Below are 25,969 nucleotides of genomic sequence, written 5' to 3'. Positions count from 1 at the left end.
AAATTAACTTTTTTAAATCCACAGGATTTAATTTGCAACGTTTACTAAGGTGCCTTCTAGAAATGATTTTGAAAACGTTTTAAGATCACGATATTTTTATGATCGCGATTTGTTAACCATAGTATAATTCGTTTTTAAATATTTGTAAATAATAAAAATTATATTTTTTTAAATATTTTTAAATATCAAAAAAGGGTTATTTATTAGCCTTAATTATTCCCATACAAAAAAGAGACAGAAAGAATGAAGTGCTTTCTTTCTGCCTCTTTACGATAAAATAATTACTTGTTTTCTATTAAGTTCGCTGTATTTAATGTTACATCCCTTATATATTCCATTGTCTTTTTAGAGGCTTCTTCAGGTGTATACGTTACTCGATTGTTAAGAAGGGATGTAATCATGCCTTGCCATATGAAAATTGTAATTTCATTAAGTTTCTCAATATCTTCTTTTCTAAATACACCTTTTTCTGCGTATTTTTCTAGAACGTTTTTACTTCTTTTACTTAGATTTTGCTCAGTCATTATGACCTCTAATTCTTCCGGAAGTTGAAGAGAATCAAACTTATATATTGAAGAGTAATGCTTTATGAATTCCTCTGGATGTTCTCCTAGATCAGCAATAAATATAGCATGATATAATTCAGGTTCCCTAAATGAATGATCACAAAAACATTCCCACCCTAATAAATATTTTTCTAATGGATCTTTTGCTTTTGCACTATATTTAGGTAAATCCTCTATATAATCCTCCATAAAGCGCATTCCAGCAAAAAATATAAGATGAGACACTTCTGAAAAATAATTATAGATAGTTGAACTTGTATATCCTGCTTCTTTTGCAATTTTTCTAATACTAATATTTTTAATGCCTTCTTCTTTAAGTAATTTGGCTGTTGCATCAATGAAATAATTTATCATTCGTTCAGTTTGTTTTTCACTTCTCGCCATTAGGTTTTCCCCCCACTTTTTACACTTGAACCATTAGTGTGGCTGTCTGTACAAGTGTAAAGGATACATTCAAATTAAATATTATTATGTTATGCACTTAGCAATTATTATCACTATAAAATTTACGATCTTGATCATAAAGTTTATATATTGATAATATCATAATTTTCACAATTCAACAAACTGCATAAAAATAAGCTCTTATTAAATTACATAGAGGGCTGCCCCATCTTTTTGTACATTATTTATTAATAACAATCGATAATTTATAGCTCACATAATTGCTCATGTCGGTCAAAAATTCATCTAATATTTCATTGGATGGAAATTTGCATTCGAGAAGAAAACAACTTTCTCCACTGACTTTGTAGTTGTTTATGACGTATTGATTTTGTTTTTTTATGAACAACAAATACGGTTGATGATTGGTGCTTTTAGCATAAATATGTATAATTGCGTGAACAGAATACCCCATTTTTACTTGATTAACTTTAATGGTATACCCTTCAATAACCCCATTTTCTTCTAATTTCGCCACTCTAGCTGAAGTAGCTGGTCCAGTTAAATGGACTTTCTCGCCCAATTCTTTCATCGTAATCCGACTGTTCTTGGATAGTTCATCCAAGATAAGAATATCAGTGTTATCTAACATTTAGTAAACTCCTTTCATAAATAAAGTAAAACCGCCAAAACACTTTATTTAATCTATGTATCCGTCCATAGGTCATAGTTTAGAATATACATTGTTCAAAGTTATTTTAAAAGAAAAGGAGTTGTTTCATATTAATATACAACTAATACGAAATGCAACAATAGTTGTTGAATACGCGGGGAAAAAGTTCTTAATTGATCCCATGTTAGCGGAAAAAGGAGCTTATCCTCCTATTGGACCTAGTATAGGCTATCCAGATGCACCGAGACAAGATCAGAACAATCCTTTGGTAAGCTTGCCAACATCCATTGACAATATTATACAAGGTATTGATGCGGTCATCGTCACTCATCTGCATCCTGACCACTGGGATGATGCTGCTAAGGAATCATTGCCAAAAGGAATTCAACTATTTTCCCAGAATGAAGAAGATGCTACTGAAATTCGAAACGCTGGTTTTCAGAATGTAACGGTTTTACAAGACGATACAGTCTTCGAAGGTATCCAATTAATTAAAACAAAAGGCGAACACGGAAGAGGCGAAATGGTAAACCTTGCCGGACAAGTGTGTGGCGTTATCTTTAAACATTCATCGGAGAAAACATTATATGTTGCAGGAGATACGGTTTGGTATGATGCAGTTCAGGAAGTAATCGACACACATCAACCTGAAATTATTGTCGTCAATGCAGGAGATAATCAATTTCTTGAAGGTGGTTCTTTGGTCATGGGGAAAGATGATGTCTATGAAGTGTATAAGGCTGCTCCAAATGCCAAAATTATCTCTGTCCACATGGAAGCAATAAACCATTGGACATTATCAAGAGAAGAATTAAAAAGCTTTGCTAATGAAAAAGGAATCTCCTCTAATATTTTAGTGCCAGATGACGGAGAATCGTACACATTCTGATTTAAAGAAATAGTTTTTTTATTAATAGAATAACTATTATATTATCTTATCAGATAAAAAACTCCTATTCTGTTCAAGCATACTTAGCTGAAGAGAATAGGAGGAAAATCTTTAAAACGTGTAAAAAATATTATTTAGATTATGTTTGGCTGCTAATCTATTTTCGGCAAACTAGACCCGTCACAAATTGTAACCACGCATAAACACCGACTTTCACTGTTTCTGAAACCGCAGAATCCTTACTAGGATCCAAGCAGACAAAGTCAATATGACGAACGCAAGGATGCTTCCCAATCTCTAGTAGGGCATCAAATAGCTCAGCGGTTGACAAACCTCCTGGGGTGGAAGCTGGTACTCCTGGTGCAACAGCGATATCAAGGACATCCATGTCAACCGTTACGTAGACTCGATCCACTTTTGCTGATAACTTATTGAGGGCTTCCCTGATAGAATGAACGAATCCCGCTTTCCGAGCATTCTTTAATGTCACCATTTGAATAGAATGTTTTTTAGCATAATCGATTAGCGGTTTGGCATTAAAATAGCCATGCAATCCAATATTGACGATATCTTCTCCTTTGACCGTTGCTCCATCAACTAACTGTCTGATCGGCGTTCCGTTCGCCGGTCCCAATTCCGCTGGGTCCCGTACATCAAGATGAGTATCAAGCTGTAAGATCCCGATTCTATCATCCGGAAAAGCTTCCTGTATCCCACGTACTGCACAGGCTGTTATTGAATGGTCGCCACCAATCATCGAGGTGACCACTTCAGGATAGTTACCCGCCAGATACTTCGACGATTCTTGAATCCGTTGATGCGACAAGGGAATATCTGTTGTATGCATCAATATATCTCCAGCATCGGCAACTTTAAAAGGTGCTAGATCAACATCCTCATCTAAATTGTATGTTGCAAAACCTTTCCACAACCGACGAAATTCAGTTGGGTAAAGGGACGCACCTGAAACGCTTATCGAAGAGCGAGAAATAGGTGCGCCATAAACAATAAGATCTGGGTTTCCTTCCATCTCTTTAAGTTGTCGGACCCAATGATGGACATAGGTTGGGTCGGTTGTATTCACATTCCATAACCATTCTGGTTGTTGTAGCCACTGCTCACTCATCTTTTACCCCACTACCTTTACGCCTTTTTTCCATACTGCTTTCGTGTGATTCACACCAAACAAATATTGTAATTCCTGATAGCTTTTCACGTTCCATAACACTACATCGGCTTGCTTACCAACTTCAAGAGAACCGATGCGATCTTGACGATTGACAGCACACGCTGCATTATATGTTGCAGCCGTTAATGCTTCTGCAGGTGTCATTCGCATCGAGATGCAGGCCAAATTCATGACAAGCGGCATCGATGTTGTTGGGGACGAGCCAGGGTTGCAGTCTGTCGAAATGGCAACGGCTACCCCTTCATCAATCATTTTTCTTCCGTTGGCTGCTTCCTCACGTAAATAAAGAGCTGTCGCCGGAAGTAAGCAGGCGATCGTTCCCGATTCTGCCATTGCCTTGATTCCTTCGTCAGATGCCTTCAATAAATGTTCCGCTGAAATCGCTCCTACTTTAGACGCTAATTCCGCTCCTCCATATGGAACAATTTCATCGGCATGAATTTTTGGAATTAGGCCATACTTCTTTCCAGCTTCTAAAATTCGCTCGGATTGTTCAGGAGTGAAGACATCTTTTTCACAAAAAACATCATTAAATTCTGCTAGTTTCTCATCTGCTACAACAGGAAGCATGTCATTTATTAAATGGTCGATAAATTCTTCCTCTTTCCCTTTGTAATCAGGCGGAACAGCATGTGCTCCCATAAACGTCGGCACAAGGTCAATCGGATGAACATCTTGTAATAGTTTCATGACACGCAGCTGCTTCAACTCTGTTTCAAGGTTCATACCATAGCCGCTTTTTCCTTCTACTGTTGTTACACCATGCTGTAAAAAGGAATCAAGTCGCTTCGTTGTTTGATTGATCAACTCTTCTTCCGTTGATTCACGGGTCATGCGAGTAGTAGCATGAATCCCACCACCCGCATTCATAATATCCATATAAGGGACCCCTTCAAGCCTCATCTCAAATTCACGTTCGCGGCTTCCTCCATACGCCACATGGGTATGAGGATCGATTAACCCTGGGGTAACTAAGTGACCGGTTGCATCGACAATCTCAGCTTCCTGTAGTCTAGTTGCATACTGCGCTTCAATTTCTTTAGTTGATCCTACTGCTTGGATGATCCCATCTTCTATCCATAAGCTTCCATCTTCAATTAAACCTAACTCAGACATCGCTGACTTAGAGCGAGGTCCTTCCTCTTTGGATGCAAGGGTTGCCAGCTGATGAATATTTTTGATCCAAATCGGTTTTACCATCTTATTTATTCCCCATTTCTAACATTGGAATGTTTACCCCTTTTTCACGCGCCGTTTTCTTCGCTAATTCATAACCAGCGTCAACATGGCGCACAACGCCCATTCCCGGATCCGTTGTAAGAACACGTTCGATTCGTGCTTCTGCTTCCTTCGTACCGTCTGCAACAATGACAATACCCGAGTGCATCGAATAACCCATGCCAACTCCGCCACCATGATGCAATGATACCCATGTCGCACCACCAACAGCATTGATCATCGCATTTAAAATTGGCCAGTCAGCTACAACATCAGAGCCATCTTTCATTGCTTCTGTTTCACGGTTCGGTGAAGCAACAGAGCCTGAATCAAGATGATCACGGCCAATGACGATAGGCGCCTTCAGCTCACCTTTCGCGACCATTTCATTAATGATTTTTCCAAAGCGTGCTCTTTCGCCATAGCCAAACCAGCAAATACGAGAAGGAAGGCCTTGGAATTGAATTTTTTCTTGAGCCATAGTAATCCAGTTACATAAATGCTCATTATCACTAAATTCACGTAAAATAACTTCATCAAGCTTATAGATATCTTCTGGATCTCCCGAAAGAGCTACCCATCTGAATGGACCTTTCCCTTCACAAAACTGTGGTCGAATGTACGCCGGAACAAATCCCGGGAAGTCAAAAGCATTCTCGACTCCTTCATCCTTGGCAACTTGACGAATATTATTTCCGTAGTCAAACGTAATTGCCCCTTTTCCCATCATGTTGAGCATTGCTTGAACGTGTTGAGCCATCGACGCTTTTGATTTCTTTACATATTCTTCTGGATTGTTCGCACGTAATTGTGCCGCCTCTTCAAGAGACATCTTAGATGGCACATATCCGTTTAAAGGATCGTGTGCTGATGTCTGATCAGTAAGAACCTCTGGAATAAATCCTTTTTCAAGCATTTCTGGTAGAATGTCAGAAGCATTTCCAATTAACCCAATTGATAGTGCCTTCCCTTGAAGCTTTGCCTCTGTTGCCATACGAATCGCTTCATCTAATGAATCTGTTTTTACATCTGTATAGCGCGTTTCAATTCGACGGTCGATGCGAGTTTCATCGACATCAATGCCGATACATACGCCACCATTCATTGTCACTGCAAGCGGTTGAGCACCACCCATTCCACCTAGACCAGCAGTTACCGTGATCGTATTTTTTAGTGTTCCGCCAAAATGTTGCTTTGCAAGCTCCGCAAACGTTTCATACGTCCCTTGAACAATTCCTTGAGAACCGATATAAATCCAGCTTCCCGCCGTCATTTGTCCGTACATCATCAACCCTTTTTTGTCTAAATCATGGAAAGTCTCCCAATTTGCATAAGCAGGAACAATATTAGAATTAGCAATCAATACGCGAGGTGCATCTTCGTGTGATTTAAAAATAGCGACAGGTTTCCCTGATTGAACTAATAACGTCTCATCATTTTCTAGTTCTTTTAGTGACTTGACGATTGCATCAAAGCAATCCCAGTTTCGTGCTGCTTTTCCAATTCCACCATAAACGACTAAGTCCTCTGGTCTTTCGGCAACTTCAGGATCTAAGTTATTCATTAACATACGTAGTGCTGCCTCTTGTAACCAGCCTTTTGTATTTAATTCCGATCCACGGTATCGAATTACTTTTTGAGTTTTTGTTTGTTCCATCTTGATGGCCTCCTTTGATATTCACAATTCATTATTTTTATAAAAATTTTTAAAGCAGCTTTCCAACTTTCTCTTCTACTACTGAAATGATCTCACCTGAATGGATAAAATCGCGCAATATTTCTAGATAAGGATAGAGATACATATCTTCATTCATTATTGGTATCGATTGAGCAATTCGCTTCAACACAGCACTTGAAGCAGAGCCAGGAGTATGATCGCTTTCGATAAATTGATGGGCATTATAGATCGACAACAGCTCAATCGCTAAAACATACTCTAACTTTCTTGCAATCTCGCGTGCCTTTTTCGCTGAATTGTAGCCCATTGAAACATAATCCTCTTGGTCAGCACACGTCGGAATGCTGTCAACGGTTGCAGGGTGGGATAATAATTTCATATCATTTAAAAGTCCCGCTTGTGAATACTGGGGTATCATTAACCCTGAATTAATCCCCGCATTTTGAACCAGGAAAGTAGGGTAACCTGAAAGATGAGAATTGATCAATCGATAGTTTCTTCGTTCCGACATTTTCGCGATTGCCGAGACAGAAATACACGCCGAATCTAGCTCGATCCCTACATACGCTGAATCACAATTACTTCCTGAAATTGCACCGCCACTCTCTTCATCCGGCCACAAAATCGGGTTGTCACAGCATGCATTCATCTCTACTTCAAAAGTAATTAACGCATCGAGCAGTGTTTTTTTAGCTGCCCCATGAAGCTGAGGGATTGCTCGTAGCGACAAGGCATCTTGTAAGCGATGCTCGACAGATTTTTTCGCAATCACCGAGTCCGCTAAAATCCTTCGTACATTTGCCGCGGTGTCTCGTTGTTGTTGATGTGGACGAACACGCATCAATCGATCGTCAAATGCTCGCGTTGTTCCTCGTAATATTTCTAGAGCCATCGCCCCAATGATATCAGCAGACTTAGCAGCCTTTAACATATCATGTAAGGCAAGTGCCCCTATCGCCGTCGGACTCGTCGTTCCGCTTATTAAAGCTAAACCTTCTTTTGCTGAGAGCTCGATCGGCTCTAGATCTACTTTGCGAAGGGCTTCCTTCGCTGATAACAACTCCCCATCGACGTAGGCCTTTCCTTCACCAATCATCACAAGGGCAACATGGGCTTCAACACTTAAATAGCCAACAGAGCCTTCCCGAGGAACAAAGGGGGAGACACCACGATTTAAACATTGGCGGTACAGTTCCAATGTAGTAAGCCTGACACCCGAATACCCTTGCCCTAAATTTTGCAAAACCATAAGCATTATCGCTCTGACACATTCCTTATCTAATGGCTCTCCAACAGATGTGGCATGAGACAATAGGATATTCTTTTGCAACAGTGCCGTCTGATCTGCGGATATAATTTGTGTTGATAGAGCACCAAAACCTGTATTGACCCCGTACATGACCCTCTCTTCTTCAATCCACCTGTTCACGAGTTGACATGACCTCTCTACTCGCTGGCGGTATGCGTCTGAAAAGTCTACATGAGCACCATCACGGGCGATGGCGACAAACATATCTAAAGTGATCGCATTACCGAGGGCTATCTTGTTCTTCCCTTGATCCGCCATGTTCATTGCCTCTTTTCTGTCTTAAATTTATTTTTCAATTTTATCGATGAAGAACATTTTCACTGCTGAGCAAACTTGAAGTACAAATACGAATAGCACAGCCGAACCACCTAAAGCAGCAAGATATTTCACACCATCAACACCCTGTGCTCCACCTGCAAAAGCAACCATCACATACGCTATAATCGCAATCGACACCGCCCAGATTAACATTTTCCATTTCGCCGGTTCCTCATCATAACGAATATTTACCGTACATAACGTCGCAATCGCTCGAACCATTGAGTCAGCTGCGGTAGCAAATGAAAGAATTAACGCAATCATCACAACTGGAATGATGATTGCTGCCAATGGTAAATTAGCTAAGAATGCCCATAAACCTGCAACAGCTCCACTCTGTTGAATCGTTGATACTAAGTCAACTGTACCGTTCTGCTGCCAATGTAACGCTGTCCCACCAAAAACACCGAACCAAAGAATACTGAATACAGCTGGTAAAATCCAGTTGATTAACATAAACTGACGAATCGTACGACCGTATGAAATAATCGCAAGGAATATCCCCATTAACGGTGCATAAGCAATCCAGATTGCCCAGTCATATAATGTCCACCACATAACAAGTGCTTCTCCTCCAATGAGGCTCGGATCAAGACCCCAACCCCAGAAATTCTGCAGCCAATAGGCGAATCCTGCCGTTGTCGATTGGAGAATGTATAAGGTGGGTCCGATAACAATAAGGACAATAAGAAGAATATAAAATACCTTTGCATTAATATCTGACATGCGGCGAATCCCTTTGTCTAGACCTTTTAAAGCAGAAACTGTAAACAATCCTGTAATCACAAGGACTAAGATGAACCAGACAACCGGTCCTTGCGGAATACCATAAATCGTTTCAATCCCAGATCCTACTAAGGCTAAACCAGCGCCAAGAGAGGATGCAAGCCCAAGGGCGATCGCTAACACCGCTAATGTGTCAATAATCCCTGGCCAAATTCCCTTTGTAATTTTGTTTCCAAAAAGAGGGGTTAATGTTCCAGTAACAGACAATTCTTGTTTTCGGTTAAAATACATATACGCGACAACTAGACCACTCAACGAATACATCGCATACGGAATGAATGTCCAATTGTATAAAGAACGTCCCATAGCATAAATCGCCGCCATCGCGGTCCCAGACTCTACACCTGTCTGTGCCATTTCGCCGTAAATATCACCAAAATAAATGATCGGCTCATTCACACTATAGGTTATGACTCCCGTGGCAATCCCTCCAGTTAATGCCATCGCAAACCAAACCATAAACGAATATTTAGGCTTTGCCTCCGAACCCCCTAAACGAACATTACCTAGTTTTGAAAAGGTTACGATACTAACAATAATCAGTGCGGCGATAGATATAATTTGATAAAGCCACCCCAGCCCCCGTAAAGATCCGATAAATCCATTCATTGAAATGTCAGCCAGTAATTGATTGTTGACAATTCCTAGAACGGCGCCTCCACCTACGACTAGAAAAGCCGGTAAAAACACAGATAATCGTGTTTTTTGTTTCTTGTCCTCGACGATAGGTGCATTTCCCTTTTCCGGTACCAATGACATAGAAACTCCCCCTTCTACTATTATTTTTAAAAAAGATAAAGATGTAGAATGCACTACTTACACTAAGAGATAGCGCTTTCAAATTAGTGATTTCTGTTATCACTCCAAATAATTTTTCCTTATCTTAATATACTGAAAATTATAAAGACTAATTGCCTCATAAAATAGATGATTCATTTTCGAATATTGATACTTTTTTTCGAAGTGCGTGAATTATCATTCCTTTACTTCACTAAAAACTTATAATTATTTACGATTCTTATAATTATTTACGATTTTTTAGTAAGTGACGATTCATTTCCCTTCCTCATCTGCAATCGATAGTCTCGCGGAGCTAGCGATGTCATTTCTTTAAATTGTCGCGTAAAATAACTAGGATTATGGAAACCGACTTGGTGTGAAATCTCTTTGATCGTTAGCTGGCTTGCTTGTAAGAGACGTTTTGCTTCATTTATCCGTTTATTAGCTAATAGCTGCCGAAACGAAATGCCCTGTCTTTTCATTAACAAATGACTATAGTAGGCCGTACTTCTCCCTACTGCTTCGGCCACACTTTCTAATGTTAAATTAGGATCCATATAATGTTTTTCGATATAAAGAATGCCTCTTTCAATCACATCTTTTTTCGAAAACAGTTCACCAATCTTCGAACGGTCAAGTAATTCATAGAGAAACAAAAGCATTTCCTGAACAATTCGATATAAAACTCGATTGTACAAAATCTCCGAAAATATTTTCATATAATATTCTTCCATTTCACCATGATCAAGTTGGTATGTTTTCATAAATCTTCTTACTTGAGCTAGGATACTAGTCAGCCTTGTCCTTAACGTTTCCGGGTTAGGAAAGGGCACCTCCATATGCAAAAACTCCTGATGCATCCACTGTTTTATTTTCTGTTTGTCAAAACTATTTAACATATCTACCCATTCCCTCTGTTCAGCAGAGGTTAAAAATGGGTCCATTTCATACCAACCCTCATACACTTCTTTCGGTAAAATTACTTGACGATAACCGATAAAAAATGTTATTTCTAACAGCCTTCTAGCAGCTAAATACATTTCATGTATAGATTTCATTTTCGTATTAGGCGGGATAATCACGGCAGCAAGTGGCTCTATGCTAGAGGCTTCCCACTCCCTCATTATTTTCAATGTTTCTTCCTTTATATTGTGAGTTGTTTTTTTGAATAAACACACAACCATATCTGTTAACGGCAGGATGGTCGGATGTTCACGAAACGGAAAATACGTTAAAAATTGGAGCAACTCAGCTAGTTTCTTGTTATTTTCCGTATGCAAAAGCATCAAAGCAATATCCCCAGTATTTTGCTCTTCATCTAAAAATAATGTTCGATAGGAATATCCCTCATCATTATGTGGTGAAAAGACATTTGCTGTTTCCCGATGTGTAACAAGTGATAATGCCATTTTAAGACATTGTCTAATTTTTACTGGATCTAGTGGTTTAACGAGTAAATCAACACTCCCTAGTTCAATTGCCTGTTTTGCCCGCTCAAATGTCGCTTCTGCTGTGACCGCAATGACTTTTGGTGAATAATTATTAACGTATCTCGTAATTAGTGACCAATTTTCAGCTGGAACCATATCTAATTCTAGATAGAGAACCTCAGGGAATTCTTTTTCAAGTATTGCCATTGTTTCCTTTACTGTTTTCGTAATAAAAACGTTATTAATTGGGATAGAATATGTCGAAATCAGCCATTCTATCGCAACACCTTCATGATTATCCCGTTCTGCAATTACTATTTTCATAATTTCCGCCAACCCTTTATATTTAATGTACTGTCTTATACAAACATGATCTTTACAGTCATTTCCCCCTACTTTTTATAAATATTATTAAATTGTAACAATCGTCTATCCTACATAATAGAAAGTATACTACCAACTAATTAGAAGCGTTAGGTACAAAATAGAGTTTATTGTTTGTAAATATTAGAAGAAAAAAATTCTTTCAAATCATACCAGCATATTTCTTAAATTTTTTATCTAAAAGAAACTACTTAAGTGTAAGACCAGACCTTATAGATACACTATTTTTGATAAATACAAAAAGGAGTTCCAATCAAAGAACCCCTCTTATAAAACATATTAACTAAATTTTCAATTCTATACATGCAACTGATTCCACGTGTGTCGTATGCGGAAACATATCAACTGGCTGCACTTCCTTCGTTGAATAGCCCCCATCTTCTAATATTCGCAAATCACGTGCTAATGTAGCCGGGTTACACGAGACATAGACGACTCGTTTTGGTTTCATCTTGATGATTGTTTCTAACAGAGCTTCATCACAGCCTTTTCTTGGTGGGTCAACGACGATGACATCGGCACGAATTCCTTGGGCATACCACCAAGGAATGACTTTTTCAGCTTCACCGACGGCAAATTCAACGTTTGCGATTCCATTTAACTTCGCATTTCGCTTTGCATCTGATATCGCTTCAGGAACAATTTCAACTCCATAAACATTCTTTGCCTTTTGAGCTAAAAATAATGAGATTGTACCAATCCCGCAGTAAGCATCAATGACGGTCTCATTCCCTGTTAAGTTCGCATATTGTAAGGCCTGATCATAAAGGACCTTGGTTTGTTCAGGGTTAACTTGATAAAACGATCTAGCTGAAATCGCAAACTTTATTTCACCAATGTAATCATAAATATACTCTTCTCCCCAAAGCACAGTCGTTTTGTCACCAAAAATGACATTGGTCTTCTTTGAATTGATATTTTGAACAATCGATTTAATGTTTGGAATTTGCTGTACAATTTCCTTTATCAACTTCTCTTTATGTGGTAAATCCGCTGTTCTAGTTACGAAAACAACCATTAACTCCCCAGTCACTTTCCCAATTCGGGCAACGACGTGACGCAGTGTACCACTATGCTTTTCTTCATCGTATCCTCGTATGCCGTACTTCTTCGCAATATCTTTCACCAATTGAATAATACGATCATTTTCGTCATGCTGTATTAAGCAATCGTCCAAATCAATTATACGATGGCTCCTCTCCTGATAGAAACCACCGACTAATCCGCCTTCCATTTCTCCAATCGGAACTTGTGCCTTATTGCGATAGCGCCATGCATCCTCCATTCCTAAAACAGAATGAACAGGCACATGTGGAAGACCACCAATTCTTGTTAGTACGTCTTTCACTTGCTTTTGTTTTTGCTTTAATTGAGCCTCGTATGATAAATGCTGTAATTGACAGCCGCCACATTGATGATAAATGCTGCAAGGTGGTTCGGTACGATCTGGACTTTGCTCAATAATGTCAATTAATCGTCCAATACCAAAGCCTTTTTTTACTTTAATTACTTTTACTTTCGCCTTTTCTCCAGGTAGCCCTTTTGGAACAAACAGTGTGTAACCATTAATTTTAGCTACTCCCGCTCCATCATGACTTAAATCCTCAAAGGTTACTTCTACATATTCGTTTTTTGCTACTGGTACACTATGTTTACTCATTTCGTTCTTCCTTTTCATCTATTTGCTACCGTAGATTTTATCACAATCTATTGCAAAAAGAAAAAAGGGTATTCCTTTTATGAGCAAGAAATTAGTTAATGATGAGTTTATATTGTTATGATTGTTATGGATGTTACTACACTACTAATTAATTTAGAAACACTCTACAAATAAGGGGTAGAAACTATTGAAGAATAACAAGTTAATTCAGATTATCTTAAGAGCATTGATTGTCTTAGTTTTAAGCATCATAGGTATCATTGCCATATACTATAGTTTTCGATTAACCTATCCTTTCTTAATTGCTCTAGCATTAGCCTTTTTAATGAATCCGTTAGTGAATTTCTTAGTAACAAAAGCAAAGATTCCACGAGGGATATCTGTCTTAATTAGTATGCTCTTTTTATTTGGGGTTGTTGGGGGCATTATTACTATTATCATTATTAAAGTCATTGATGGTTTTCAATACTTGTCATTTAACCTGCCTCAGCATATTGAAATTTTCTCTACAATGATTCAATCGTTTATCAATCAATCGATAATCCCTTCGTGGGAGAATTTCCTTGGCATCTTTAATCAGCTGGAAGAAACACAAAGAGATACATTGATGGAGAATATTCAGCAGGTCGGGTTACAGCTTGGGGCGATATTAGGAAGTATTGGTCAGACGATAGCAAATTCGCTTTCTCAGTTCATAAGTGCATTGCCGATTACTTTAACTGCGCTAATTTTTATTATTATCGCTTTATTTTTTATTAGTAAGGATTGGTACAAACTGGGGGGATTTATCCGTAATGCTATTCATTCCGATGCTTTTTTAAAAAAATTAATTGAGGTTATTTCTGATTTAAAATCAAAATTAGTTGGTTTTTTAGTCGCCCAAGTTATTTTAATGAGCATTACAGCAATCACAACACTGATCGGCCTATTAATCTTACGTGTGGAACAACCTTTAACTCTTGCATTAATCATGGGTTTATTGGACCTTCTACCGTATTTAGGTCCGGGGTTAGTCTTACTTCCTTGGAGTATCTATACATTAATTAGCGGAAATTATTTTATCGGCATTGGTTTGGCAATATTATATGCTGTAACGATTACGATAAGACAATTCATAGAGCCGAAAGTACTTTCTTCTAATCTTGGCTTAAACCCACTAGCCACATTAATTTCGCTATTTGTAGGTCTTCAGTTATTTGGTTTTCTTGGGTTAATCATTGGTCCGGTGAGTCTCGTTATCATTATGTCTTTATATCATGCAGGTGTCATCTCTGCCATATGGGATTATATTATGGGAAATAAAAAAGGTTGAATTGGTCATCTACCATTTCAACCTTTTTATTCTAATAGTATATATATTTTGTGCGATTCTCAGGGACAATCATTTGAAAATGGTGGTGCAGGTTTACAAATTCTCCTGGAAGAACACCACCATATTCTCCATCTAAATTTAACTGCATATCTCCTTCTACATACACTTTAATGCGATTCGCCTGTGTATAAAGGATATTCGGGTCAAATAGATGCTCTCCTCTTAACGCCAAGCTGGAGATCCTCAGAAAGTCTGGAAGGCTCATTTTTTTTAATATGAGTAAATCAAACATCCCATCATTTAATGATGCATCCGGTGCTAATTTTTCAAACCCACCAACTGAATTTGTATTGGCAACTAAGAACAGCATAATATCGCCTTCAAAAAGCTTTCCATCATACTCTATCCTTACTGTGGCGGGTTTAATCGAAGGAAGTTTCTCAATCCCTTTTACATAGTAGGCAAGCTGCCCCATCATTGTTTTTAATTTGATGGGTACCTCATATGTTAATTCTGTCAAACTTCCACCGCCGGCAATATTAATAAAATATTGATTATTTACTTTCCCGATATCAATTGGCATTTCATGGCCATCACACAATACATCACAGGCTATTTCAGTTGAACGAGGTACTCCAATTGCTCTGGCAAAATCATTCGTCGTTCCATAAGGTATTAGTCCTAGCTTTGGTCGATAAGATCGTTCTGCTAGTCCATTGACGACTTCATTAATGGTGCCATCTCCGCCAGCTGCAATAACAAGATCAAATTCTCGCTCACTAGCTAGACTTGCTGCATTCTTTGCACAGTCCTTTCCTGTTGTAGCATGAGCGCTTGCTTCATATCCAGCCTGTTCAAGTCTATTTAAGATATATGGTAATTGTCGTTTGGCCTGTTCGCGACCTGCTGATGGATTGTAGATTACGCGTGCTCTTTTCATAAATATCCCCTTGCCTTCACGATAAATTCATCAAATAATAGTCAATCCCATCTTTTAACAATCCTTGTCCTCATTTTAGCCTAAATAAATCATGAATCCAACAAAAAAATAAACAACTTCACTTTCCAAAAGGTTCATTTGACACGAAAAAAAGTCTAGCCTATCATTATTTCGATATACTAGACTCTGCTTTATTAACGTTGTTTTAATTCTTCTACAAGCAGTTGATTAACCATTTGCGGATTGGCTTTCCCTTTTGTTGCCTTCATTACTTGACCAACGAGGAAGCCGATCGCTTTCTCTTTACCATTTTTGAAATCTTCTACTGATTTGTCATTGTTATCAACAATTTCAGCGATGATTTTTTTCAGTTCACCTTCATCAGAAATTTGAACAAGGCCTTTTTCTTTTACGATTGTTTCAGGATCGCCACCATTTTCAATCATTTCTTTGAACACTTGTTTTGCAATTTTTGATGAGATCGTTCCTTTTTCAATGAGGCCAATCATTTTCGCTAATCCTTCAGCAGTTAAAGGCACATCACTAATCTCTCTGTTATTGGCATTCAAAAATGCTGATACTTCACCCATTAACCAGTTTGATACTTGCTTGGCATCTGACGTATGTGTTAAAGCTTCTTCAAAGAAATCTGCCATTGCTTTTGACGCTGTAATGACACTAGCATCGTATGCTGGTAAACCCAGTTCTCCAACATAACGAGCTTTACGAGCATCTGGGAGCTCAGGAATTTCAGCACGAACACGCTCTTTCCACTCTTCATCAATGAAAACAGACACAAGATCAGGATCCGGGAAGTAACGGTAGTCTTCAGAGCCCTCTTTTACGCGCATTAGAATAGTTTCTTTTTTCGCATCATCCCAGCGGCGAGTTTCCTGAAGAATTTCACCGCCTGCATTCAATACTTCAGCTTGACGGATTTCCTCGTAGGCTAACCCTTTTTGCACGTTCGCAAATGAGTTCAAATTCTTTAACTCAGTTTTCGTACCGAACTCTTCCTGGCCGTATGGTCGAAGCGAAATATTTGCATCACAACGTAATGAACCTTCTTCCATTTTACAATCAGAGACTTCCGTATACTCTAAGATTGCTTTTAGCTTTTCTAAATAAGCATACGCTTCTTCTGGTGTACGAATATCCGGTTCTGATACGATCTCAATCAATGGTGTTCCAACACGGTTAAAATCCACAAGTGAATAATCGCCATATTCCGAGTGTGTTAATTTTCCTGCATCCTCTTCAAGATGGATACGTGTAATTCCGATTCTTTTCTTTTCACCATTGACTTCAATTTCTACCCATCCGTTTTCACCAACTGGTTTATCAAATTGAGAGATTTGATAAGCCTTTGGACTGTCTGGATAAAAGTAGTTCTTCCGATCAAACTTTGTTTCTTCGGCAATTTCACAATTTAAAGCGATTGATGCTCGAATTGCATATTCAAGCGCTTGTTTATTTAATACAGGTAATACACCTGGATGCCCTAAACAAATTGGACATGTATGTGTATTTGGCGGTGCCCCAAATTCGGTTGAACACCCACAAAATATTTTTGAGTTTGTTTTCAGTTCTGAGTGAACCTCTAATCCGATCACTGTTTCAAATTTCATCACTATTCACCCCTTACAGTTCTGGTTTTGCCTTATGATGATCCGTTGCTTGTTCGTAGGCATGTGCCACACGGTATACTGTGCTTTCATCGAAGTGCTTTCCAATAATTTGCAGTCCTACTGGAAGGCCGTTTGAAAAACCACACGGAACTGATATTGCCGGCACACCAGCGAGGTTCACTGGAATCGTTAAAATATCATTCGCATACATCGTTAATGGATCGTCCACTTTTTCACCGATTTTAAAGGCAGTTGTTGGTGCAGTCGGTCCAACAATGACATCATATTTCTCAAGAACATCATCAAAATCTTTCTTAATTAATGTACGAACTTGCTGTGCTTTTTTATAATACGCATCATAATAACCTGAACTTAAGGCATATGTACCAAGCATTATACGACGTTTCACCTCAGCACCGAAGCCCTCACTTCTTGATTGCTTATACATTTCAATCAGATTTTCGGCATTATCTGAACGCACACCATAACGAACCCCATCAAAGCGAGCTAAGTTTGCTGATGCTTCTGAAGAGGCGAGTAAATAATATGTAGCTACTGCATATTTAGAGTGTGGCAGTGAAACTTCTTCCCATGTCGCACCAAGGCCTTCCAGTACTTTCAGTGCTTCAAGAATACGGTTTTTCACATCTTCATTGACACCTTCAGCCAAGTATTCTTTTGGTACGGCGATCTTAAGATCTTTTACATCACCAGTTAAGGCAGATAAATAATCTGGAACCTCAACATTTGCAGATGTAGAATCCATTTTATCGTGACCAGCCAGTACTTGAAGGACATACGCATTATCTTCAACTGAACGTGTTAGTGGTCCAATTTGATCTAATGAAGATGCAAACGCAACAAGACCAAAGCGTGAAACACGACCATATGTCGGCTTTAATCCAACTACCCCGCAGTATGAAGCAGGCTGGCGAATCGATCCACCTGTATCTGAACCTAACGAGAATAATACTTCTCCTGCAGCTACAGATGCTGCTGATCCCCCACTCGAACCACCAGGAACATAATCCGTATTCCATGGGTTTCTCGTCTGGAAGAACCCTGAATTTTCATTTGATGAACCCATAGCGAACTCATCCATATTTAACTTCCCGATAATGACCGGTTCAGCTTCTTTGAACTTCTCGATAACTGTAGCATTATGCATCGGCTCAAAGTTAGCTAACAACTTACTAGCACAAGTTGTTCTTAGTCCTTTTGTAACAATATTATCCTTAACCCCTACAGGCAATCCAAAGAGAAGACCACGTGTTTTCTCAGTATCAAGTGCTTCATCTAATTGCTTTGCATAAGCTCTGGCATTTTCTTCGTTTAGCGTTAAAAATGCCTTTACTTTGTCATCAACTGCTGAAATTCGCTTAAATGAAGCATCAACTAAATCTGTAACCGATAGTTCCTTACTATGTAACTTACTATGTAATGACGAAAAACTTCCTTCTAAAATCGACACTTTTTTCCCTCCTCTACTCTAAAATTGATGGTACTTTCACTTGTCCATCCTGATGATCTGGTGCATTTTTCAATACATCTTCCCGTGGTAAAGATTCTTTCACAACATCTTCACGCATCACGTTCTTTACATCAAGTACATGAGTTGTTGGTTTAACACCTTCTGTATCTAATTCATTTAACTGTTCTGCAAAATTAATAATGGCACCTAGCTGTTGTGTAAGCATTTCAGCATCCTCTTCCGTAATCGACAGACGAGCTAAGTTAGCAACGTGTTTCACTTGGTCTTTCGTAATTTGAGCCATTTCATTCACCTCCAAAATTCGAGCTTTCACAATATATTGATAATATCAAAGAACCGTACTCTAGGCAACAGAACGACTGCTGGAGTTTAGAGTTTAGAGTTTAGAGTTAAATTTAGAATTAAGTTATGTTTCTCAATGAAGTTTTTTAAAGACATCTTGGAATTGGCTGGACCAACTCTAAACTCTAACTCTAAACTAGAAGAAAGAGGCTTTGCCTCTTTCTTAACGGTATATGTGTACAAAAGGTTCTTCGTTCGGTTCGCGGACGATAATACTTTCTGGTCCTTGTATTGATGAAATGTATACCTGAATTGGGATGTGATCTGGAAAGCGCTGTTCAATTCGATCAGTAACAAATTGGGTAAAGGCAATGATTTCAGCTTTCCCATAAAATTGCATTGGAATTTCGATTTTCAATTCCTGCAGTTGCTCATTCCGATATAATCCTTGACCAATTATCCCAATATAGTTCGAAAAGAAACGATCAATATCCTCTTTAAAATTCAGGAAATTTGTCGCGTCCGGTCTATTGGCTTCAGTTGCTTCTCTTGATGGGAAGAAGTAATACTTTTCATTGATCCGTTGCCAACGATCGAAACCTTTGCCCGGCTCTGCCGTTGCTACAGCAAAATACGTTCCCGGTACTAAAGAATTTCGAGTTTCTTCTTTATAGAGACCAATCGTTATCGGTACCTCTGCTAACTCTCCTTTTTCACGCAGGCGTTGCAGTACTTCCTCCGCCATGCGTTTCCCTTCACGCTCCATTGTCTCTGGTGAAATCTCCACTTCATACCAAGGACTATATAGCCCTTGATCATCACGGGTTCTAAAATAGTAAACTTGGTTTAGTGATAAGGCAATCGCCACTCCACCTAATTCAAAGCTACCTTGTTCATTTTGAATTAAATAGTTCTGCTCCAAAATATGAGATAAATAGCGTGGACTGCTTTCTTCTTTCTGGCGCAAGGAATCACCTGCACCAAGTGGCGGATTAATTCCTTCTGTATTATTCGTTTCGTGATAACGTATTAACCATTTGTTAATTTCTGCACTCGTTAAATACTGACCCTCTTGGAAAAAATAATCTTCATGATTAAATCTTTCAGATGCAATTTCCATTAAGCCAACCTCTAAATGGTCAATATCTAACCGATTAAAGACAACCGCATTAATATAGCCACGAGCCTCACTATGTCGATACTTTCCCTCTTGAAGGACATTGCGATAATAGTTTTCAGATGTTTTAATATCCGGGCTGACCATAACTTCCTCTTGCTGCTCAACCTCTTCTATTATTTCCTCTTCTTCATCAATAGAGGGAAAGACGCAACCAGTTAAAACTAATGCTCCCATTAAGACGATCATACCAATACGTTTGATCATCCCCTCAACACTCCTCAGTCTAAAATATTAAATTTAAAATCTAAAATCCAAAATTTCTTTGAATGATCATAATAGTATCTCTTATTGTTCTACATTTTTAAATTCATCAACTAACCGTTGTTCATCCCACACTTCAATTCCTAGCTTTTCTGCCTTATCTAGCTTGGATCCAGCCGCTTCACCTGCGATAACAAGATCCGTATTTTTACTAACACTACCTGTTACTTTTGCCCCTAATTCCTCTAATTTTGTCTTCGCTTCCTCACGTGTTAATTGTTCAAGCTTTCCTGTAAGGACAACGGTCTTATCTGCAAAGAATGAGTCTGTTACTGTTTGCTCAGCTCTCTTTACACCTTTGTAACTTGTATTTACCCCAAGCCTCTGTAACTCAGTGATTAATTGCGTCACCTCTGGTTTGGAGAAGTAGCGGACGATTGAATTTGCCATTTTTTCACCTATTTCATTAATGGCGGTTAACTCTTCTTCCGTCGCCTTCTGAAGCTCGTCTATGATCTCAAAATGCGCAGCTAAAGTCTTCGCGGCCTTTGCTCCGACAAATCTTATACCAAGTCCAAATAAAAGTCTCTCAAGAGAGTTCTCCTTTGAAGCTTCTACTGCATTCAATAAGTTGTCGACCGACTTCTCACCCATCCGTTCTAAATTCAGAAGGTCTTCCCGGTTCAATTGATACAAGTCGGCAACATCGCGAACTAAGCCTTTATCAAAAAGTTGAGCAATGACCTTTTCGCCAAGACCATCAATGTTCATTGCATTACGTGAGACAAAATGGATGAGACCTTCACGAATTTGCGCCGGACACTTTGGATTAATACACCGGAGTGCCACTTCGCCTTCTAGACGAACAAGATCACTTTCGCACTCTGGACAATTCGTTGGCATCGTAAATTCAATTTCTTCACCAGTACGTTGATCAGTTAATACATTTACTACTTCGGGTATAATATCCCCTGCTTTTTTTATAACAACCGTATCACCAATTTTAATATCCTTTTGCCGAATAAGGTCTTCATTGTGCAGTGAGGCACGCTTGACAACCGTTCCTGCAACAGTGACTGGTGATAATAAGGCAGTAGGTGTAACAACACCAGTACGCCCTATACTTAACTCAATCCCTTCAAGCTTTGTAATTACCTCTTCTGCAGGAAATTTGTAAGCAATTGCCCAACGCGGACTTTTTGCCGTAAAACCAAGTCTCTCCTGTTGCTTAAGGACATCAACCTTAATTACAATTCCATCAATATCATAATTTAAATCTGCACGCTTTTCTTGCCAGCTTTGAATATAATCGAGGACTTCTTCAATTGAGCCACAATGCTTTTGTTCACGGTTTGTTTTAAAACCAAGCTTACTTAGGTAATTTAACGCTTCCGTGTGTGAATCAATTTTGACTTCTTTGATTTGACCGATCGCATATAAAAAGATATCAAGATTTCGTTTCGCCGCTATTTTAGGATCAAGCTGTCTGAGAGAGCCAGCTGCTGCATTCCTTGGATTAGCAAACGGCTCCTCTCCCGCTTCCTTTTTAGCAGAGTTAAGTGATTCAAAAGAGGCTTTCGGCATAAATGCCTCACCACGAACTTCAAGGTCAACAGTCTCTTTTAATCTCATTGGAATCGAACGAACTGTTTTTAAATTGTTCGTAATATCTTCACCAATTGTTCCGTCACCACGTGTTGCTCCTCTCACAAACTTTCCTTTTTCATACGTTAAAGAAACAGCAAGTCCATCAATTTTCAATTCACAGCTATACGACACATGATCTTTTTCTAACCCTTGGCGAATACGGCGATCAAAGTCTCTTAGTTCTTGTTCATTAAAGGCATTACTAAGGCTGAGCATCGGTACCTCATGCTGAACTTTTTCAAAATGTGGAAGAGGCTTCCCCCCAACTCTCATTGAAGGAGAATCGTCGGTTACTAAATCTGGGTACTGCTTTTCAAGGCTGATAAGTTCCTGCATTAGCCGATCATACTCAGCGTCTGAAACAACGGGATTATCGAGCACATAATATTGATGCCCATACTCTTCAAGAAGGCTTCGTAAAGTTTCAATTCGCTTTTCTGCTTCTACTTGATTCATCAAGTTCTTCCTTTCTCATTACCAATCACTAAGATTTTTTCGTGATTGGTGCAAATTTTGCAAATAGACGTTTTATCCCAATAGGCTGCGGGAACGCAATATCTAGCTCAACCGAATCCCCTTCACCTTTCGTACTGACAACAGTTCCTACTCCCCACTTTTTATGTTCTGCTTTATCGCCAACAGACCAAGAAAACTGATCTCCACCTGTTAACGTTGTGTTCGGACGGATCTTTGGCCTTGCCATCGCCGTTCGTTCGTTACTTCGTGTTGTTTTACTCAATGGCGGTGTTGATTTATCCTCATTTAAATTTATCAGTAATTCTTCTGGAATTTCTGCAATAAACCGTGATACTGGGTTCGTATTTGTTCGTCCATATAATGTACGTAATTTAGCATTGGTTATATATAATGTCTCTTCCGCTCTTGTGATTCCAACATAAGCAAGTCTTCGTTCTTCTTCCATTTCGTCTTCTTCAAACAGTGCCCTTGTATGCGGGAAAATCCCCTCTTCCATACCAATAAGAAAGACAACAGGGAATTCAAGACCTTTTGCTGAATGAAGTGTCATCAATGTTACTGCATCTTGATCAACTTGATCTCCATCCTCACCAAGCTGGTCAATATCAGCAATTAAAGCTAAATCCGTTAAAAAGGCAACTAATGATTTATCATCGTTTTTGTTTTCAAAGTCATTTGTCACTGATAAAAACTCTTCAATGTTTTCCAGGCGACTTTGAGATTCAATAGTATTTTCATTTTTTAACATGTCACGATAACCTGTCTTATCTAACAGCTCTTCTACTAACTCTGATACTGATAGATATTCTTGCATCTCTGTCCACCCGTTCAGTTGATCGATAAATTTACGTAAAGTACTTGCAAACCTTGCACTTAACCCAATTTGTTCAACTTCCTGCAGAGCTTTAAAAATTGATATTCCTTGGCTCCCTGCAAAATTTGCGATTTTATCAACTGTCGTAGCCCCGATTCCTCGTTTTGGAACGTTAATAATTCGTCTCAAACTAATATCATCATCAGGATTGGCAATTAACCGTAAATAGGCAAGTAAGTCTTTAATTTCTTTTCTGTCATAGAACTTTGTACCGCCAACGATATTGTAATTAATATTCGATTTAAGAAGCATTTCCTCTATCACACGAGACTGGGCGTTCGTCCGATAAAGAATAGCAATATCAACAAGCTTTTTCCCTTCTCTTACATGATCACGAATTTTACCAGTTACAAAGTATGCTTCATCCTGCTGATTATCGGCACGGTAATATGAAATTTTGTCACCAGTTAAATTTTCCGTCCATAGCTTTTTAGGCTTACGGCCACGGTTATTATTAATGACTTCATTTGCCGCAGCAAGAATATTCTTAGTCGAACGATAGTTTTGCTCTAACAAAACCACTTTGGCATTCGGATAATCTTCTTCAAAAGAAAGAATATTTGCAATATCAGCTCCCCGCCAACGGTAAATAGATTGATCTGAATCCCCTACGACACATAGGTTCTTAAAGCGATCGGCCAGCATTTGTACTAAAATATATTGAGCTCTATTTGTGTCCTGATACTCATCCACATGAATGTACTGGAATTTCCGTTGGTAATATTCTAGCACTTCAGGTACTTGTTTAAATAATTTGATCGTCATCATGATTAAATCATCAAAATCTAGGGACTGATTTCGATGTAGCTCTTTTTGGTATTGTGTATAGACATCATGAACAACGGATTCGAATGGTCCTTTAGCTAGTTTGGCGTATTCATCAGGTTTTTTTAATTCATTTTTTGCTGAGCTGATCGCTCCTAAAATCGCTTTTGGTTCGAACTTTTTCGGGTCAATGTTTTTCGACTTTAACACTTGCTTGATGACAGATAATTGATCAGAGGGATCAAGGATCGAGAAGTTTCGATTGATACCAATGCGATCAATATCACGACGAAGGATGCGGACGCACATTGAATGGAACGTAGAAATCCAAATATCCTCTGCTATATCCCCAGCAATAACCCGAACACGATCTTTCATTTCTCGTGCTGCTTTATTTGTAAATGTAATTGCGAGAATGTTCCAAGGTGCAACTCCTTTTTCTTCTAAAAGGTAAGCAATCCGATGTGTTAGCACACGTGTCTTTCCACTTCCGGCTCCAGCCATGATAAGGAGTGGACCTTCTGTTGTTTTTACAGCACTTTGCTGTTCCGGATTCAATCCTGAAAGCATTTGTTCAATTGTTTGTTTATACAAGCTAATCACCAACTTATTTGAAATCTTGAATATCTCACCTGAGAAGAAACATACGTTCTGTTCTATTCTATCTTAAACAAAGAGACCTTTCAAAAAAATTTTTACTGAGGAACGTACTATACAACAACAAACTATTTTACAGCCTTTACAGTCTTTAAAGCAGCACTTATATCTTCATAAATGATATTTCCGACTACAATGGTGTCAGCATACTGAGCCATTTCCATTGCTTGCTTTTCATTTTTAATTCCGCCACCATAAAACAGTCGAGTATTATCAAGCACTGCTTTTACTTCCTGTACAATTTCGACGTCACCATATGTGCCACTGTATTCGATGTAAAATACCGGCAGCTTAAACATTCTCTCTGCCAATCGGGCATACGCAACAGTATCTTCTAAATCCAAATCAGTTTTTGCATTTGTTAATCTCGCAACTTTGGAATTTGCATTTAGAATACAGTAGCCTTCCATGACAATTTCATCCCAATTTATAATGGCTCCGTATTCCTTTAAAGCAGCATGATGAAGACCAGTAATCCAAGATGTTTCCTCACTATTGAGCACTGTTGGGATAAAGTAATAATCATAACCAGGTGTAATCGTTTCAATGGAGGATACTTCCAAAGCGCAAGGGACTGAATAACGTCGAATCCTTACTAATAGATCAAGAATATTATCCAAAGTTATTCCGTCACTGCCACCAACAATGATACCATCTGTTCCCGATTCACAAATCAATTCTAAATCTTGATCACTAAGCTCTTTATTCGGATCAAGTTTAAATGCGTGCTTCCATTCCTTATATTCAAGCATCTTCATCCTGCCCACCTTCTTCACTTGATTATCCATCTTTCGGATAACTGTCCTGATTTTTTTCTCATTCAAAGATTATACCAAAAATACAATTCTAACTCACCATCTAACGAAAACCAAGATAAGAGAAAAAGCTTACATACAGAAAAAGAACCTATAACATAATGTTACAGGTCTTCTTTCTTAGCCATTTCATTTTCTTTTACTCGTTCCAAAGTCATTTGATAGCCATCATTCCCATAATTTAAACAACGTTTCACCCTGGAAATTGTCGCTGTACTTGCTCCAGTTTCAGTTTCAATCTTATGGTACGTATTTCCTTCTCTTAACATTCTTGCTACCTCTAACCTTTGGGCAAGAGACTGAATCTCATTAATTGTACAAAGGTCATCAAAAAATAAATAACATTCTTCAAGATCTTTCAAAGACAAAATGGCATTAAACAGTTGGTCTAGCTCTTTGCCACGTAGTTTATTAATTTGCACGGATTTATTTCTC

At 38.6% G+C, this 25,969-nt stretch carries 20 protein-coding genes; 2 read left to right on the top strand and 18 right to left on the bottom strand.

The window, feature by feature from the left end:
• Positions 1-281: 281 nt before the first annotated feature.
• A complete protein-coding gene (locus ACJ2A9_RS18540) occupies positions 282-950 on the bottom strand; it encodes a TetR/AcrR family transcriptional regulator (protein WP_441423172.1) in 669 nt (222 codons plus the stop codon).
• 241 nt (positions 951-1,191) lie between these two features.
• Positions 1,192-1,602: an Lrp/AsnC family transcriptional regulator gene (locus ACJ2A9_RS18535; RefSeq protein ID WP_441423171.1), complete on the bottom strand. Its 411-nt coding sequence runs from the start codon at positions 1,600-1,602 to the stop codon at positions 1,192-1,194.
• Positions 1,603-1,732: 130 nt separating this feature from the next.
• On the opposite strand from ACJ2A9_RS18535, the gene ACJ2A9_RS18530 reads away from it, so the two are divergent.
• Positions 1,733-2,512, top strand: coding sequence for an MBL fold metallo-hydrolase (locus tag ACJ2A9_RS18530; RefSeq protein ID WP_441423198.1), 780 nt, complete (start codon positions 1,733-1,735; stop codon positions 2,510-2,512).
• 157 nt (positions 2,513-2,669) lie between these two features.
• Here ACJ2A9_RS18530 and ACJ2A9_RS18525 read toward each other — a convergent pair whose 3' ends face one another.
• From ACJ2A9_RS18525 to rlmD, 7 genes are all read right to left on the bottom strand, one after another.
• Complete coding sequence (locus tag ACJ2A9_RS18525; RefSeq protein WP_441423170.1) at positions 2,670-3,638, bottom strand: agmatinase family protein; 969 nt, start codon at positions 3,636-3,638, stop codon at positions 2,670-2,672.
• 3 nt (positions 3,639-3,641) lie between these two features.
• Positions 3,642-4,901 carry an imidazolonepropionase gene (gene hutI / locus ACJ2A9_RS18520; protein WP_441423169.1) on the bottom strand — a complete coding sequence of 420 codons (1,260 nt, stop codon included), beginning with the start codon at positions 4,899-4,901 and terminating at the stop codon, positions 3,642-3,644.
• A gap of 1 nt (position 4,902) precedes the next feature.
• On the bottom strand, positions 4,903-6,576 hold the full coding sequence (gene hutU / locus ACJ2A9_RS18515; protein WP_441423168.1) for a urocanate hydratase: 1,674 nt from the start codon (positions 6,574-6,576) through the stop codon (positions 4,903-4,905).
• 49 nt (positions 6,577-6,625) lie between these two features.
• Positions 6,626-8,164 carry an HAL/PAL/TAL family ammonia-lyase gene (locus tag ACJ2A9_RS18510; protein ID WP_441423167.1) on the bottom strand — a complete coding sequence of 513 codons (1,539 nt, stop codon included), beginning with the start codon at positions 8,162-8,164 and terminating at the stop codon, positions 6,626-6,628.
• A 27-nt stretch (positions 8,165-8,191) separates the two neighbouring features.
• Entirely contained in the window at positions 8,192-9,769 is a 1,578-nt protein-coding gene (locus ACJ2A9_RS18505; RefSeq protein WP_441423166.1) for a BCCT family transporter, read from the bottom strand.
• Between the two features lie 269 nt (positions 9,770-10,038).
• The gene (locus ACJ2A9_RS18500; RefSeq protein ID WP_441423165.1) at positions 10,039-11,544 is read right to left on the bottom strand and encodes a helix-turn-helix domain-containing protein; all 1,506 of its coding nucleotides are present in this window, start codon (positions 11,542-11,544) and stop codon (positions 10,039-10,041) included.
• Positions 11,545-11,887: 343 nt separating this feature from the next.
• Complete coding sequence (gene rlmD / locus ACJ2A9_RS18495) at positions 11,888-13,264, bottom strand: 23S rRNA (uracil(1939)-C(5))-methyltransferase RlmD (RefSeq protein ID WP_441423164.1); 1,377 nt, start codon at positions 13,262-13,264, stop codon at positions 11,888-11,890.
• A gap of 187 nt (positions 13,265-13,451) precedes the next feature.
• On the opposite strand from rlmD, the gene ytvI reads away from it, so the two are divergent.
• Complete coding sequence (gene ytvI, locus ACJ2A9_RS18490) at positions 13,452-14,576, top strand: sporulation integral membrane protein YtvI (RefSeq protein ID WP_441423163.1); 1,125 nt, start codon at positions 13,452-13,454, stop codon at positions 14,574-14,576.
• Positions 14,577-14,607: 31 nt separating this feature from the next.
• Here ytvI and ACJ2A9_RS18485 read toward each other — a convergent pair whose 3' ends face one another.
• From ACJ2A9_RS18485 to ACJ2A9_RS18445, 9 genes are all read right to left on the bottom strand, one after another.
• Positions 14,608-15,516 carry a diacylglycerol kinase gene (locus tag ACJ2A9_RS18485; protein ID WP_441423162.1) on the bottom strand — a complete coding sequence of 303 codons (909 nt, stop codon included), beginning with the start codon at positions 15,514-15,516 and terminating at the stop codon, positions 14,608-14,610.
• A gap of 194 nt (positions 15,517-15,710) precedes the next feature.
• Positions 15,711-17,144: an Asp-tRNA(Asn)/Glu-tRNA(Gln) amidotransferase subunit GatB gene (gatB, locus tag ACJ2A9_RS18480; RefSeq protein ID WP_441423161.1), complete on the bottom strand. Its 1,434-nt coding sequence runs from the start codon at positions 17,142-17,144 to the stop codon at positions 15,711-15,713.
• A 13-nt stretch (positions 17,145-17,157) separates the two neighbouring features.
• Positions 17,158-18,615 (bottom strand): Asp-tRNA(Asn)/Glu-tRNA(Gln) amidotransferase subunit GatA, encoded by a 1,458-nt coding sequence (gatA, locus tag ACJ2A9_RS18475; RefSeq protein WP_441423160.1) that lies wholly within the window; start codon positions 18,613-18,615, stop codon positions 17,158-17,160.
• Positions 18,616-18,628: 13 nt separating this feature from the next.
• Positions 18,629-18,919 carry an Asp-tRNA(Asn)/Glu-tRNA(Gln) amidotransferase subunit GatC gene (gene gatC / locus ACJ2A9_RS18470; RefSeq protein WP_441423159.1) on the bottom strand — a complete coding sequence of 97 codons (291 nt, stop codon included), beginning with the start codon at positions 18,917-18,919 and terminating at the stop codon, positions 18,629-18,631.
• 222 nt (positions 18,920-19,141) lie between these two features.
• Positions 19,142-20,302 carry a CamS family sex pheromone protein gene (locus ACJ2A9_RS18465; RefSeq protein WP_441423158.1) on the bottom strand — a complete coding sequence of 387 codons (1,161 nt, stop codon included), beginning with the start codon at positions 20,300-20,302 and terminating at the stop codon, positions 19,142-19,144.
• 81 nt (positions 20,303-20,383) lie between these two features.
• Positions 20,384-22,402, bottom strand: coding sequence for an NAD-dependent DNA ligase LigA (gene ligA / locus ACJ2A9_RS18460; protein ID WP_441423157.1), 2,019 nt, complete (start codon positions 22,400-22,402; stop codon positions 20,384-20,386).
• 28 nt (positions 22,403-22,430) lie between these two features.
• Positions 22,431-24,632 carry a DNA helicase PcrA gene (gene pcrA / locus ACJ2A9_RS18455; protein WP_441423197.1) on the bottom strand — a complete coding sequence of 734 codons (2,202 nt, stop codon included), beginning with the start codon at positions 24,630-24,632 and terminating at the stop codon, positions 22,431-22,433.
• 155 nt (positions 24,633-24,787) lie between these two features.
• On the bottom strand, positions 24,788-25,471 hold the full coding sequence (locus ACJ2A9_RS18450) for a heptaprenylglyceryl phosphate synthase (protein ID WP_441423196.1): 684 nt from the start codon (positions 25,469-25,471) through the stop codon (positions 24,788-24,790).
• A gap of 167 nt (positions 25,472-25,638) precedes the next feature.
• On the bottom strand, positions 25,639-25,956 hold the full coding sequence (locus ACJ2A9_RS18445) for a YerC/YecD family TrpR-related protein (RefSeq protein ID WP_441423156.1): 318 nt from the start codon (positions 25,954-25,956) through the stop codon (positions 25,639-25,641).
• Between the last annotated feature and the right edge of the window lie 13 nt (positions 25,957-25,969).

The sequence above is a fragment of the Anaerobacillus sp. MEB173 genome (genome assembly GCF_052119505.1).
Taxonomy (GTDB): Bacteria; Bacillota; Bacilli; order Bacillales; family JBJMAU01; genus JBJMAU01.
Note: the sequence above shows the minus strand (reverse complement) of the source record. Positions and strands in the feature narration are given on the sequence as shown.